Source organism: Sulfitobacter mediterraneus (assembly GCF_003054325.1).
Taxonomy (GTDB): Bacteria; Pseudomonadota; Alphaproteobacteria; order Rhodobacterales; family Rhodobacteraceae; genus Sulfitobacter; species Sulfitobacter mediterraneus.
On sequence record NZ_QBKU01000007.1, the window covers coordinates 177,115 to 191,359 of the forward strand.

General features: G+C 58.6%; 13 protein-coding genes. 9 read left to right on the forward strand and 4 right to left on the reverse strand.

Features of this window, described 5'->3' with window-relative positions:
• Positions 1-233: 233 nt before the first annotated feature.
• Positions 234-2,057, forward strand: coding sequence for an extracellular solute-binding protein (locus tag C8N31_RS13065; protein ID WP_420834940.1), 1,824 nt, complete (start codon positions 234-236; stop codon positions 2,055-2,057).
• Positions 2,058-2,104: 47 nt separating this feature from the next.
• On the forward strand, positions 2,105-2,581 hold the full coding sequence (locus C8N31_RS13070) for an arsenate reductase ArsC (RefSeq protein ID WP_025046220.1): 477 nt from the start codon (positions 2,105-2,107) through the stop codon (positions 2,579-2,581).
• Positions 2,582-2,584: 3 nt separating this feature from the next.
• Here C8N31_RS13070 and C8N31_RS13075 read toward each other — a convergent pair whose 3' ends face one another.
• Positions 2,585-3,208, reverse strand: a complete 624-nt coding sequence (locus C8N31_RS13075) for a helix-turn-helix domain-containing protein (RefSeq protein ID WP_025046219.1) — start codon at positions 3,206-3,208, stop codon at positions 2,585-2,587.
• A 65-nt stretch (positions 3,209-3,273) separates the two neighbouring features.
• On the opposite strand from C8N31_RS13075, the gene C8N31_RS13080 reads away from it, so the two are divergent.
• From C8N31_RS13080 to C8N31_RS13095, 5 genes are all read left to right on the forward strand, one after another.
• The gene (locus C8N31_RS13080) at positions 3,274-4,794 is read left to right on the forward strand and encodes a class I adenylate-forming enzyme family protein (RefSeq protein WP_025046218.1); all 1,521 of its coding nucleotides are present in this window, start codon (positions 3,274-3,276) and stop codon (positions 4,792-4,794) included.
• A complete protein-coding gene (locus tag C8N31_RS13085; RefSeq protein ID WP_025046217.1) occupies positions 4,787-5,434 on the forward strand; it encodes a DsbA family oxidoreductase in 648 nt (215 codons plus the stop codon). Before C8N31_RS13080 ends, C8N31_RS13085 begins: the two co-directional genes overlap by 8 nt.
• Positions 5,435-5,554: 120 nt before the next feature.
• Positions 5,555-5,722, forward strand: a complete 168-nt coding sequence (locus C8N31_RS20375) for a hypothetical protein (RefSeq protein WP_156026828.1) — start codon at positions 5,555-5,557, stop codon at positions 5,720-5,722.
• A complete protein-coding gene (locus C8N31_RS13090) occupies positions 5,719-6,126 on the forward strand; it encodes a nucleotidyl transferase family protein (RefSeq protein ID WP_025046216.1) in 408 nt (135 codons plus the stop codon). The genes C8N31_RS20375 and C8N31_RS13090 overlap by 4 nt, the downstream gene beginning before the upstream one ends.
• A gap of 88 nt (positions 6,127-6,214) precedes the next feature.
• Positions 6,215-7,444, forward strand: a complete 1,230-nt coding sequence (locus C8N31_RS13095; protein ID WP_025046215.1) for an MFS transporter — start codon at positions 6,215-6,217, stop codon at positions 7,442-7,444.
• Between the two features lie 12 nt (positions 7,445-7,456).
• On the opposite strand, the gene mfd is transcribed toward C8N31_RS13095, so the two are convergent.
• Positions 7,457-10,921 carry a transcription-repair coupling factor gene (gene mfd, locus C8N31_RS13100; RefSeq protein ID WP_025046214.1) on the reverse strand — a complete coding sequence of 1,155 codons (3,465 nt, stop codon included), beginning with the start codon at positions 10,919-10,921 and terminating at the stop codon, positions 7,457-7,459.
• 31 nt (positions 10,922-10,952) lie between these two features.
• Positions 10,953-11,480, reverse strand: a complete 528-nt coding sequence (locus tag C8N31_RS13105; RefSeq protein WP_025046213.1) for a hypothetical protein — start codon at positions 11,478-11,480, stop codon at positions 10,953-10,955.
• Between the two features lie 120 nt (positions 11,481-11,600).
• On the opposite strand from C8N31_RS13105, the gene hemB reads away from it, so the two are divergent.
• Positions 11,601-12,602 (forward strand): porphobilinogen synthase, encoded by a 1,002-nt coding sequence (gene hemB, locus C8N31_RS13110; RefSeq protein ID WP_025046212.1) that lies wholly within the window; start codon positions 11,601-11,603, stop codon positions 12,600-12,602.
• A 30-nt stretch (positions 12,603-12,632) separates the two neighbouring features.
• On the opposite strand, the gene C8N31_RS13115 is transcribed toward hemB, so the two are convergent.
• A complete protein-coding gene (locus tag C8N31_RS13115) occupies positions 12,633-13,478 on the reverse strand; it encodes a DMT family transporter (protein ID WP_025046211.1) in 846 nt (281 codons plus the stop codon).
• Positions 13,479-13,670: 192 nt separating this feature from the next.
• Here C8N31_RS13115 and C8N31_RS13120 point away from each other — a divergent pair, with 192 nt between their 5' ends.
• The gene (locus C8N31_RS13120; protein ID WP_025046210.1) at positions 13,671-14,237 is read left to right on the forward strand and encodes a lipid-binding SYLF domain-containing protein; all 567 of its coding nucleotides are present in this window, start codon (positions 13,671-13,673) and stop codon (positions 14,235-14,237) included.
• The last annotated feature ends 8 nt before the right edge of the window (positions 14,238-14,245 follow it).

Genomic DNA, 14,245 nt, shown 5'->3' on the forward strand with positions numbered 1-14,245 from the left:
GGTTCCGGCACGCTCCGACCAAAGCGCGACCCCGTTGTTGCCAAAAAAAAACGCCCGCACGAAGCGGGCGTTAAGTTATTGAGGCAGGTTTCATACAGGCAAGAAACCTATCGAGCAGTGACCCCTTTATAAGCAATTCGATGCCTCAGGCCAAGCTAAAAGTTGCAACTCCCCGTTAACCCCCGCTATTCATGGCCTCAATAAAACAAGGGCAGATCGGGATTGTTGCGAAAATGGCAATGGAGTTTTTCCAAAAGTTGCGGGGCGTTGCGGGCGCTTCTTCACTGATTCTCTTTGCCGCAATCGCGCAGGCGGAGCCAAAACACGGGATATCTATGTATGGTGCGCCTGCGTTGCCACCTGATTTTGTGTCGCTGCCTTATGTGAACGCGGATGCCCCCAAGGGCGGGCAGATCACGTTGGGCAACAATGGCGGTTTTGACAGTCTCAATCCGTTTGTCCGCAAGGGCAACAAGCCATGGCAATTGCCGTTTCTGACCCACGAAAGCCTGATGGGCCGGTCTTGGGATGAACCGTTTACGCTTTATGGCCTGCTCGCCGAATCGGTTGAGACCCCTGATGACCGGTCTTGGGTTGAATTCACACTGCGGCCCGAGGCGCGGTTTTCGGATGGATCGCCGGTAACCGTTGAGGATGTCATTTTCTCATACAACCTGCTCGGCACGCAGGGGCATCCCAAATACCACGGGCTGCGCAAACAGATCGAAACCATCGAACAAACCGGCCCGCGCAAGGTGCGGATGACCTTTAACACTGACAACCGCGAATTGGCTCTGCTGGCTGGGATGCGTCCGATTCTGTCCAAGGCACAATGGGACGGCAAGGATTTTGCAAATGCCACCTTGCAGGACATCCCGATGGGCAGCGGCCCTTATGTGGTCAGCGATTTCAAGGCCGGCGCACAGGTGGTTTTGACCCGCAATCCTGACTATTGGGGCGCTGAGGTGCCGGTGGTGCGCGGCACCAACAATTTTGACCAGATCAAAATCGACTTTTATGGCGATGCCAATGTGCTGTTTGAAGCCTTCAAGGGCGGCGAGATTTCGGCGGTGCGCGAGTTCAACGCCGAGACATGGGCGACGCAATACAGCTTTCCGGCGATTGATCGCGGTGAGGTCGTGAAATCCACCTTTGCCCATCAAAAGCCCTCCGGCATGACCGGTTTTGTGATGAACACCCGCCGCGCGCCTTTCGATGATTGGCGCCTGCGCGAGGCGATGATTGAGGCCTTCAACTTTGAATATATCAATGATGCGCTAACGGGCGGATCGCTGCCGCGCATCTCTTCCTATTTCTCCAACTCCGAACTGGCGATGCGGCCCGGCCCCGCCACGGGACAGGTTTTGGAAGCGTTGACGCCCTATGCAGACCACCTGCTGCCCGGCACGATCGAGGGGTATTCACTGCCCGTCTCGGATGGCACGGCCCGCAACCGGAAAGGCATCCGTGCTGCGATGAAGTTGTTTGAGGCCGCCGGATACGCGCCCCAGAACGGGGTGATGCAAAGCGCCGATGGCACAGCGCTGAACTTTCGGATCTTGCTGTCCAAGAACAACGCCGAACATACCAAGATTGCCGAACTGTACATTCAGGCGCTCAAACGTCTCGGTGTTGCGGCCTCGGTTGAGGTGGTGGACAACGCCCAACTGGTGGCGCGGACCTCCGAGTTTGATTTTGATTTGGCCCATTTCCGCCGCGCCCTGTCGCTCAGCCCCGGCAATGAACAACGCTATTACTGGGGCAGCGCTGCCGCAGATCAACCGGGTTCGCGCAACCTGATGGGGGCCAGGAACCCGGCCATTGACGGATTGATTGACCGGATGTTGTCTGCCCGTGACCGCGCAGGGTTTACCGCCGCGACCCGCGCGCTCGACCGGGTGCTGACCGCAGGGCGCTATGTCATTCCGTTCTGGCAATTTAACGAAGGGTTGATCGCCCATGATGCGCGGATGGTCTATCCAGAAACACTGCCGCTTTATGGGGATGGGTCCTATTACATGCCGCAGGTCTGGTGGTGGCAGGATACGGTCAACTGACCTGTCTGTGTCATAAAACCGAAACATCGTTCTTGTAGGCAAGGCTTATGAATATACTCGTTTTATGCACCGGCAACTCCGCCCGCTCGATCCTGCTTGAATCCATCCTCAATGATCTGGGCAAAGGCCGTGTGCGGGCCTATTCCGCCGGAAGCCAGCCTGCGGGCCGCGTGCATCCGCAATCCATCGCTCTGCTGGGCGAAAAAGGTATGGATGTCTCTGATGCCCGCTCCAAAAGCTGGGATGAATTTGCCTTGCCGGACGCGCCCGTGATGGATGCGGTGATCACGGTCTGCGGATCTGCTGCCGGTGAGACCTGCCCAATGTGGCCGGGTGCGCCGCTGCGGGCGCACTGGGGTGTCGAAGATCCCGCCGCCGCGCAAGGAGACGCCATTACCGGCGCGTTTTCAGAGGCTTATGAGATTTTGCACCGCCGTGCCGCCGCATTTCTGGCCGAACCGGTTGAACAGATGGACACCGCAACCCTGCGGGCGCATTTGAACGCTTGCGCTCTGATCCTCTAACCCTCAAGCCAGCGACGTCACCCAAAGGATCATCGCATCTTCGGCGCTGGTCGAAATCACATTGTGTCCCATCGTTGCATCGTAATAGGCGCTGTCGCCCCGGCGCAGCTCAACCGGCTCATAGAACTCGGTGAACAGCTGCACAACGCCGGTCAGCACATACAAAAACTCTTCGCCGTCGTGGCGTACCCAGCCGTCAAATTCATCCATGCTGCGGGCGCGGATGCGGGCGCGATAGGGCAACATCTGTTTTTTGCGCAATGTATCGCCAAGCAGTTCATGTTCATAGGTGGTGGTCGCCTTGGCCGCCCCCTCGCCCGATTTGGTCACCGCCATGCGCCCGTTGATCTTGTCTGCGGCGGGCGGCGTGAACAATTGCGGCACCGAAATTTCCAGTCCGACCGCCAGCTTTTTCAGCGCGTCATAGGTCGGTGACATCTGCCCGTTTTCGATCTTGGACAGGGTGGACCGGGCCAACCCCGCCTGCTTGGCCGCTTGTTCCAGCGTCCAGTTGCGCCCCTTGCGCAGCTCGCGGACCCTCGCGCCCAGATCAACGGGCGGGGTTTCGTCGCTTTCGCCGCTGGCGCGGGCAATCTGGATCAGGCTTTCGGGGGCATCTTTGGTCATGGATCATGCTATATCGGCAGGCTGGCCACCTTGCAACGGCGGCGCGGACGCGGTAGCGCGGATATATGGAACACGCCACCGATACCGCAGGTTTTCCGCCCTGCCCTGCACCGTTTAACATGGCCGAATACGTGCTGACCTCTGGCGGCGCGACAGCAGATAAGACGGCCCTGAAGATTGTGTCCGGTGCTTATGAGGACAGCTGGAGCTATGGTCGTCTACGCGCGGCGGTGCGCGGTACGGCGACAGGGCTGCAGCAACTGGGGTTGGTGCCGGGGGACCGCGTTTTGATGCGTCTTGGCAATACGCCGGATTTCCCTTTGGCGTACCTCGGCGCTTTGGCCGCCGGATTGGTGCCTGTGCCCACCGCCGCCGCATTGACCGAAGCGGAAGTGGCAAAGATGTTGCCGCTGCTCAAGCCCGCCGCGATTCTGCGAGACCCGAATGTGGCAAGTGCCGCAACCTCTTTGGAGGTTTCATTGGAAAGCCTGCGCGGGATGCGGGATTTGCCGCCTGCCGATTGGCACCGGGGCGATCCTAACCGGCTGGGCTATATCATCTATACCTCTGGCACCTCTGGCAAACCCTCCGCCGTGATGCATGCGCATCGTGCCATCTGGGCGCGGCGGATGATGTTTGACGGCTGGTACGGGCTGCGGGCGCAAGACCGCGTGCTGCATGCCGGCGCGTTCAACTGGACCTATACTTTGGGCACTGGTTTGATGGACCCATGGACCTGTGGCGCAACCGCCTTGATCCCCAAGGCAGGCACAGATGCATCTGGACTGTGGCAACTCTTGCACGATCATGATGCCTCCATTTTTGCAGCGGCGCCGGGGGTTTACCGGCAAATGCTCAAGTCAAACAAGACACCCATACTCCCGCATCTGCGCCACGGGCTCAGCGCCGGAGAGAAAATGGCGGATGCGGTGCGCGGCCATTGGAACGCATCCACTGGCACCGCGATCTATGAGGCTTTTGGCATGTCTGAATGCTCCACTTTCATTTCGGGCTGCCCGAACCATCCGGCGACCCCCGGCGCCTTGGGGCGGGCGCAACCGGGGCGGCAGGTATGCCTGATGGGTGCAGAGGGACCGGCCCAAAACGGCCAACCCGGCACCATCGCCGTTCATAACTCCGATCCGGGCTTGATGCTGGGCTACCTTGATGCGCCGGACCAAACCGCCGCCCGATACCGCGGTGAATGGTTTCTGACCGGCGATCAGGCGCAAATGGATGCGGACGGGCAAATCACCTATCTGGGGCGCAATGACGATATGATGAACGCGGGCGGCTTTCGCGTCTCGCCGCTTGAGGTTGAGGCGGCGCTTGCAGGCGCACCGGGGATCACCGGCATTGGTGTGGCCGAGGTCACGGTCAAAGACGGCGTTTCTGTGATCGCCGCCTTCTATACCGCGCCCGCCCCACTGGACGATCAGGCGCTGGATGCGTATGCCAAGGACAAACTGGCGCGTTACAAACAGCCGCGTCTCTTTCAACACGTGCCAGAGCTGCCGATGGGCGCGAATGGCAAACTGCTGCGCCGGGCGTTGCGGGCTGATTATGAGGGCAAGAACAATGCGTGATCCGATCAAACTGGACATTATGTCAGACCCGATTTGCCCATGGTGCTATATCGGCAAGGCCCATCTGGACAAGGCACTGGCAGAACGGCCGGATCATCCCTTTGTGATCGAATGGCATCCGTTCCAGCTCAACCCCGATATGCCTGCGGGCGGAATGGGCCGGCGCGCCTACCTTGAAGGCAAATTTGGCGGCAAGGAAGCTGCGGTGCGGGCCTATGCCCCTGTTGTTGAACATGCAGAAAAGGCCGGGCTGAACATCAATTTTGAGGCGATGCAACGCACACCCAATACCCTCAATGCGCATCGTTTGATCCATTGGTCGGGCATTGAGGGGCGACAAACCGCTGCCGTTTCGGCCTTGTTCAAAGCCTATTTCGTGGATGCACGGGACATCGGGGATGTGGAGGTTTTGGCGGATATTGCCGACAGCATCGAAATGGATGCGGCGGTTGTGGCCAAGCTGCTGCAATCTGACGAAGATGCGCAAGCGATCCGGGACCGCGATGCGCACAGCCGTGAGATGGGCATCAACTCTGTGCCGACCTTCATTGTGGGCAATCAACATGCGGTTCCGGGCGCACAGCCGCCTGCGCTTTGGCTCAAAGTGATCGACGAATTGACCGGTGTTGATCCATCCTGACTGTGGCGTTTGGGGTACAGTTGCGTGGCCCAGCGGCCCCAGCCCTTTTGCCTATCTGCCCAAGCTGACGTAGAGTTCACCCCATAAGGGGCGTTAGACCCCGGCAAGAGAGCGGGTAAAATGGCAGACAAACAGGCAAATGCGCCTGCCCCAAACACAGTGCAAGTGTTTGGCAGAGCAGGGCAAATTTTCACATCACTGACCAGAGTGGACACCACCGGCATCAAGGCCATCTGGCGCAATGAAAGCGATGGCGCAGCGCCCCCGCAATTGGAACGGCCAGCGTGATAAAGCTGCGCCCTGCCCGCTACCGCTCTGTGTTGACCTATGGCGCATATGACACATTTGGCCCCGATCAGATCCGGTTTCTGCAACAGCTGACCCGGCTGGGCACTGATGTAATCGTAGGTTGCCGCACAGACAGCTTCAGCGCCCATTGCGGCCTGCCCTGCACCCGCGATTTTGCTCAGAGACGCAGCATGCTGGAAAGCTGCCGGTTTGTGTCAAAAGTGATCGCGCAAGACAGTTTTGCGCAGATCCGGACCGACATTGCGAACCATGACATCTGCGCCCTCATTGCCGCCCCGAATTGCGCAGGGCCTTTTGAGGGGTTGCAGGATATTGCACAGATTTTGCGCCACGACGGGGCGGAGGTGTCGCGTTTCGACAATGTGATGTCGCTTACAGCCTAATCACACATCAAACTTTGCACAATTTGGAATACCGATTGCCGCTATTGCAACCTTGAGTTATGCCTTGTGCACTTTGAGGGAGCATTTCGTGACAGAGCAATCAGACCGGTTTGCCATGGGCCGCGCCGAATTTGTTGCGCTCATTGCGATGATGTTTGCAACGATCGCGTTTTCGATTGATGCAATGCTGCCCGCCCTGCCTGTTATGGGGGCCGAACTTGCCCCCGATGCCCCCGAAAACGCGGCCCTTATTCTGACCAGTTTTGTCCTCGGCATGGGGCTTGGGACCTTCATCAGCGGCCCATTGTCAGATGCTTTTGGCCGGCGGCGGATCATCTTTATCGGCGCAGGTCTCTATATTGTCTCAGCGGCGGTGGCCTGGGCCAGTTCCACGCTTGAGGTGATGCTGGTTGCGCGGCTGTTTCAGGGGCTTGGCGCCTCTGGTCCGCGGATCGTTGCGGTGGCGGTTGTGCGTGATCTCTATGCGGGGCGCGAGATGGCGCGGATCGTGTCGATTGTTATGCTGATCTTTACGCTGGTTCCTGCGTTTGCGCCCGCCATGGGTGCGGTGATCATTGCCGGCGTCGGATGGCGCGGCATCTTTGTCGCCTTTATACTTTTCTCCATTGTTTCAGTGGTTTGGATGGGTTTGCGCCTGCCGGAAACGCTGGCTGAAGAAAACCGCAGGCCGCTGAGATTTCACCTGATGCGCAGCGCCGTTAAGGAGATGTTCGCCCATCCCGGTGTGCGCATTTCGATCTTTGTCCAGTCGCTGGCGATGGGCATTTTGTTCCTGACGCTGATGCGGGTGCAATCGATTTATGATGTAACTTATGACCGGGCAGAAACCTTCCCGTTCTGGTTTGGCGCCATTGCCCTTGTCGCGGGCAGCTCCAGCTTGCTGAACGCCACGCTGGTGATGCGATTTGGGATGCGGCGAATGGTGACGATGACCCTTGGCGCACAGATTATCATCTCGGCCGCGCTGCTGCTCAGCGGGGTTGCAGATATGGCCGAACCCTACGGCTTTGCCGCGTTCCTCTTTTGGCAGACCTGCTGTTTCTTTCAGGCCGGGCTGACCCTTGGCAATCTCAACGCCATCGCGATGGAGCCGATGGGCCATATTGCGGGCATGGCCGCCTCTGTCATCGGGTCTTTTTCGACGGTGATTGCCGCTGTTGTGGCCTCACTGATCGACATCTACTTTGATGGCGGGGTGCAGCTTTTGTTTGCCGCTGTGATGGCCATGGCGGTGGTCGGTTTCGCGTTGATGCTGCAACTGGGGCGCATCGAGACGCAGATGCAGGCGGCGGAGTAAGCCACCCGCACCTTAGGCCTTGGCCTTTTTGCGCTGCTTTTCCTTGGCGATGACATGTTCGGCCAGATCGCGGGCGATGGCAAAAGCGCCTTTGATTTTGTCGCTGTCTTTCTTCCAATCGCGCCGCACGACAATCTTGTTGTCGCGCACCTTGGCCAGCCCGCGCTGATCCTCGATGAACTTCACCAGACCTTCGGGGGATGCATATTTGTCATTGTGGAACTGGATCGTGGCCCCCTTCGGCCCGCCATCCAGCTTGGCAATGCCCGCGCGTTTGCACATGGCCTTGATCCGCACCACCAGCATCAGCGTGTTCACCTCACGCGGCAATTTGCCAAAGCGATCAATGAGTTCGGCGGCAAACCCTTCCAGCTCTACCTTGGTGCTCAGACCGGACAAACGGCGATAGAGACCCAGACGCACGTCCAGATCCGGTACATAGGCCTCGGGGATCAGGACAGGCACGCCCAGATTGATCTGGGGCGCCCATTGATCGTCGGCCTCTGACAGACCTTCCAGCTCACCAGCTTTGATCTTGGCAATCGCCTCTTCCAGCATGGATTGATAGAGCTCAAAGCCGACATCACGCATCTGGCCGGATTGTTCTTCGCCCAAGAGGTTCCCTGCCCCGCGAATATCCAGATCTTGGCTGGCCAGCGTAAAGCCCGCGCCAAGCGTATCAAGCGATCCAAGCACGCGCAGACGTTTCTCGGCTGTGGTGGTCAGCCGCGCGCGCGGTTTGGTGGTCAAGTAGGCATAGGCGCGGGTTTTGGAGCGGCCTACGCGGCCTCGGATCTGATAAAGCTGCGCCAAGCCAAACATATCGGCGCGGTGCACCACCATGGTGTTGGCGGTCGGGATATCGAGACCGGATTCCACAATCGTGGTGGCCAGTAGTATGTCGAATTTACCATCGTAAAAGGCATTCATCCGGTCATCGAGTTCCCCCGCTGCCATCTGCCCATGCGCAATCACATAAGTCAGTTCAGGCAGTTGGCTTTTGAGAAATTCTTCGATTTCAGGCAAATCGCTGATGCGCGGCACCACGTAAAAACTTTGCCCACCGCGATAATGTTCACGGAGCAGCGCCTCGCGCAGGGTCACGGCGTCAAATTCGCTGACGTAGGTGCGGATCGCCAGACGGTCCACGGGCGGCGTGCCGATAATGCTCAGATCGCGCACGCCAGTGAGGGACAATTGCAACGTGCGCGGGATCGGTGTTGCGGTCAGGGTCAGAACGTGAATGTCAGACCGCAGCTGCTTGAGCCGTTCTTTGTGGCCGACACCAAAATGCTGCTCTTCGTCGATCACCAACAGGCCAAGATTTTGAAACTTAATGCTTTTTGCCAAAAGAGCATGGGTGCCAATCACGATATCAACCGTGCCCTTTGTCATCCCATCACGGGTCAAGGCGGCGTCTTTTGCGGTGACAAAACGGCTGAGCTGCCGAACATTGATCGGAAATCCGCGAAACCGCTCGGCAAAGCTTTTGTAATGTTGGCGGGCCAACAACGTGGTCGGCGCGATCACCGCCACCTGCACACCCGACATCGCCGCAACAAAGGCCGCACGCATCGCCACTTCGGTTTTGCCAAATCCAACATCGCCGCAGACCAAACGGTCCATCGGGTTGCCGGATGTCAGATCGTCAATCACATCGCCAATGGCGCGCAACTGATCATCGGTTTCGGTATAGGGGAAGCGGGCCGAGAATGCGTCCCACATGCCCTCGGGCGGCTCCAGCACCGGCGCTTTGCGCAGGGCGCGTTCGGCGGCGATCCGGATCAGCTTGTCCGCCATCTCGCGAATGCGCTCTTTGAGCTTGGCCTTCTTGGACTGCCACGCGCCGCCGCCCAGACGGTCCAGCAACCCCTCTTCATGGCCGTAGCGCGACAGCAGTTCGATGTTCTCAACCGGCAGATACAGCTTGGCCTGTTCGGCGTATTCCAGCACCAGACATTCATGGGCGGCACCGGCGGCGGTGACCACCTCCATGCCCAGATATCGCCCGATCCCGTGATCGACATGCACAACCAGATCAGCGGGGCTTAGGCTTTGCGCTTCGGTCAGGAAATTCTCGGCGCGGCGTTTGCGTTTGGGGGCGCGGATCAACCGATCGCCCAGCACGTCTTGCTCTGAAATCACCGTCAGGCCGGGGGCCTCAAACCCGTGTTCCAGCGCCCAAACGGCCAGATGCAGCCCACGTTTGCCGATCCGTGTGCCATTGGGCACCGGGATCGCTTCGGCCAGACCTTCGTCTTCGATCAACCCAGTGAGGCGCTCGCGTGCACCTTCGGAATAGCTGGCGATCAACACCGGCCCGTCTTGAAGTTTTGCTTTCACATGGGACGCCAACGCCCCGAAAAGGCTGATGGATTCCTGTTGGCGTTCAGGTGCGAAGTTGCGGCCAATCCGTGCGCCCGCGTCCAGAACATTTGGCCCTGTCGGTTGCGGCAACGGATTGAATTGGATCATCCGGTGATCCTGCGTGGCCATGAGCCAGGCGTCATCTGTCAGATAAAGCCCCTCTGGCGGGCAAGGCTTATAGACGCTGTCCATCTTGCTGCGGTTGGCCATAGCCAGACGGCGCGTTTCATATTGATCTGCGATGCTGTCCCAACGGGCAATGCGTGTGGGTGTGACCTGATCATCCAACGTGATCGTGGCCTGCGGCAGATAGTCAAACAGGGTCTCCAGCCCATCATGAAAGAACGGCAACCAATGTTCCGCGCCCTGATGTTTGCGGCCTGCGCTGATCGCCTCATACAGCGGATCATCGGTCCCCGCCGCCCCAAATTCGATCCGGTAGTTTTGCCGAAACCGGGTGATTGCTGGCTCGTCCAGAATGACCTCGCTCACGGGGGCCAGCTCCACCAGATCAAGCTTTTCCGTGGTCCGCTGGGTGGCTGCATCAAAGCGGCGCGCGCCGTCCAGCACATCACCAAAAAGATCAAGCCGCACCGGACCCAGATCACCGGGCGGAAAAATATCAATGATCCCGCCGCGCAACGCATAATCGCCCGGCTCCATCACTGTGGGGCTTTGCACAAAGCCCATGCGCACCAGAAAATTGCGCAGCGCGGCTTCGTCAATCCGGTCACCAACGCGGGCCGAAAATGCCGCATCGCGCAGGATGGCACGGGCAGGCACCCGCTGTGTTGCGGCGTTTAGGGTGGTCAGCAGAATGAACTTCTCTGGCATGCCATGCACCAGCGCCGCCAATGTCGCCATACGCTGTGCCGAGATATCAGCATTCGGCGAGACCCGATCATAAGGCAGGCAATCCCAGCCGGGGAATGTGACAACGGGCATATCGGAGGCAAAAAAACTGAGCGCAGCCTTGGTGGCAGCCATGCGTTTGTCGTCGCGCGCCACGTGCAAGACCGGCGCATCGCTTTTGCCGATTTCGGTCAGGATCGCCTGAGCGTCAAATCCTTCGGGAACCCCGGACAGGGTGAGTTTGCTCTTTTGTGCCATACCGTCTCACTTGGCGCGGGCGGGCGCGCTGTCAACCGCCAAGCGCGCCAATGGTCATGTTCTGGTACATGCCCCAAAGCGCGGTCACGAAAATCGAGATCATGCCAATAATCTGTGTGTAAAGCCGGTGCCGCATCAGCCGTTTGTGCAACAGATCGCCAGCGGCGTCTTCCACCTGGATCAAACGGGCTGTCGAGAGGCTCAGCAATCCGATCAGCGACAGAGGAAAACCCAGCAGAAACACCGCTTGGGCAAATTCCATACCATAAACAAAACCCATCAAGACCAGCAGCGTCAAAAAGAAGCAGCCAAAGCCCAGCAGCCAAAGCCCGGACACCCGCCCGATATAGAGCAACCGATTGACGTTGATCCGCACCATATCTTCGAGATCAACCTCGGCCTGCCCTGCGTGCCGCCGTGCCCGCAGAACCATGTCATAAGGCACGCCCAGCACCCAATGGCTGGCCGTAGACCAGACCACAGCCAGTACAATCCAGAACCATAGGTTCGAGAACGACCGCATGTCAATCAATTCAAAGAGGGTTTGATACCAGTCCAAGGCGCTGATCCGTTTTGGCAGAATGGGCAGGACATACCCAAGCCGCCCGGCAATTCCTAGCCTTGAGGAGGCAGATTTTTCATGGCAAGCCTTGGGGAAGACAATCTGAGGTATTTTTGCATGCACCCTGTCCACGCCCCCTTCCCCGCCACGCGCCTGCGCCGAACCCGCGTCTCCCCTGCGATGCGGGCCTTGGTGCGGGAAAATGCGCTTGAGGTTGGTGATCTGATCTGGCCAATTTTTGTGCGGGCTAGTGAGGGCATTGTAGAGCCTGTGCCCTCTATGCCCGGTGTGATGCGCCGCAGCGTGGACAAGGTGCTGGAGGCCGCTGCCGAGGCGGATGCACTGGGGATCGGGGCGATTTGCGTGTTTCCCTATACAGGGCTTGAGGACCGAACAGAAGATTGCGCCGGCGCATGGGATCCGCAAAACCCGGCCAACCGCGCCATCGCGGCGATCAAACAGGCCTATCCCCATATCGCCGTGATGAGCGATGTGGCGCTCGATACCTATAACATCAGCGGCCACGATGGTTTTGTTGAGGATGGCATTATCGTCAATGACCGCACGGTTGAGGCTTTGGTGAAGATGGCGCTGTCACAAGCCGAAGCGGGCGCAGACATCATTGGCCCTTCGGATATGATGGATGGCCGGATTGGCGCGATCCGGGAGGCGCTTGAGGGCGCGGGTCATTCCTCGGTCGCGATCCTCAGTTATGCCGCCAAATATGCCTCGGCCTTTTATGGCCCGTTCCGCGATGCGGTGGGTGCCTCCGGTGCGCTGACCGGGGACAAGAAAACCTATCAGATGGATCCGGCCAATTCCGATGAGGCCCTTCGGCTGGTGGCGCGGGATCTGGCAGAGGGTGCCGATATGGTCATGGTCAAACCGGGCCAGCCCTATCTCGATATTTGCCGGAGGGTCAAAGATCAGTTTGGTGCGCCGACCTTTGCCTATCAGGTCTCGGGTGAATACAGCATGATCAAGGCGGCCGCGCAAAACGGCTGGATCGACGAAGAGCGGGTTATGCTTGAAAGCCTGATGGCGTTCAAACGGGCCGGTTGTGACGGGATATTAACCTATTTCGCCCCGGCAGCAGCGCGGATCCTGAACGGCGGGTGAACATTGGCCTCGCGGCCTGTTTCCGGGCTATCAAGCTTCGCGGTGATAGATGTAAAGTGATGATGAAATGATGATTGCTGCGCCAAAAATAGTATATTTATCAGGCACCTCTGCAAAAATCACCCAACCGAGCAACGCCGCATAAATCAATTTGGAATACTCGATGTTGCCAACCACACTGGCCTCTCCCAGTCGCAAGGCTCGCACGCCGATCCATTGACCTGCGGTTGCCAATACGCCCATCGAAACCAAAAGCGCCAGCCCTGCAAGATCCGGTGTTTTCCAATACCAGAACATTGGCAGAGCCGCCGCCGCGCCAATAAAGACAGATTGGTAGACCAAAAGCGTCGCGGTTGTCTCCGTCTTGGAGAGGCGCCGCACGGCAATAATGGCGACGGCTGCGCCAAATGCCCCAATGACAGGGATCAGGGAATTCAAATCAATCAAACCGTCAACGCCGGGCCGCATGACCACGATCACCCCGACAAATCCGACCATGACGGCCCCGAGCCTGTGCACTCCAACCGGTTCTTTCAAGAACCATGCCGCTAGAACCGCCACAAAAAACACCTGTGCAAAGGTAAGGGTTGTTGCCGTTGTCAAAGGCAAAACAGCCACGGCCCAGATGCCGGTGGAAAGGGCCACAAATGCGCCGATCAGGCGCAAGGCATGCAGACCCGGCTGTTGTGTCTTAAGGCTTTGGGGAAAGGCCTTCAGGATGTCAGGCACTGAAGACATAAACACAAAAATCTGGCGAAACAGCAGGATTTGCAAAACGTGATAGTCAACCACAGCCACCTTTGCCAAAGCGATCACCGCAGAAAACAAAGCCGCGGCCAGCAGAGCCCATAAAATGGCTTGGGAATTCGTGGACATGTTGAACCGCCCGATCTTTTGGATGCAGTCTTGGTGTCATGATCCGCATTTGAGGTAAACTCTCGTCTTTCTGGCCGTGCATTTGGCACCATTTCGCCCATGAGGCTAAAGCGCATGACAAGGGGCGAAAACCCGCCTATGATTGCGCCTAAGTCGGGAAAACCGGCAACAGGCAACAAACAGGCAAATCAAATGAGCAATCCGATTTTTTCACGGCGTGCGTTTACCCTCGGCGCAATGGCGTCTGTCGGGGCCGTCTCGGCCTGCGGCAACGGCATTGGCGGGCGCGGGCCGCAGACCATTGACGCGCGGGTCGACGCCACGATCAACGAAATGTACCGCAGTTTCCCCAACACACAGCAACTGGCGGCCAAGGCCAACGGGATGCTGGTGATGCCACTGGTCACGGAGGCCGGTTTGGGCCTCGGCGGGGCCTACGGGCGCGGCGCATTGCGGGTCAATGACATCACGGTGGACTATTATTCTGTCGCCAAGGCATCTGGCGGGTTGCAGATCGGCGCACAGCAATACGCGCATGTTTTGTTTTTCATGACCGAAGAAGCGCTTGGCGATTTCCGACGTGCGCCCGGTTGGGCCGCTGGGGCGGATCTGGAATATGTGATCTCTGACAAGGGCGACAGCGTTGCGGCAGAAACCACAACGGCACTTGCGCCAGTGTTGGCAGCGGTCTTTGGCCGCGCCGGTCTGCGGATCGGGGCCACCCTTGAAGGCACAAAATACACCCGCATCATTCCCTAAGGGGGCGC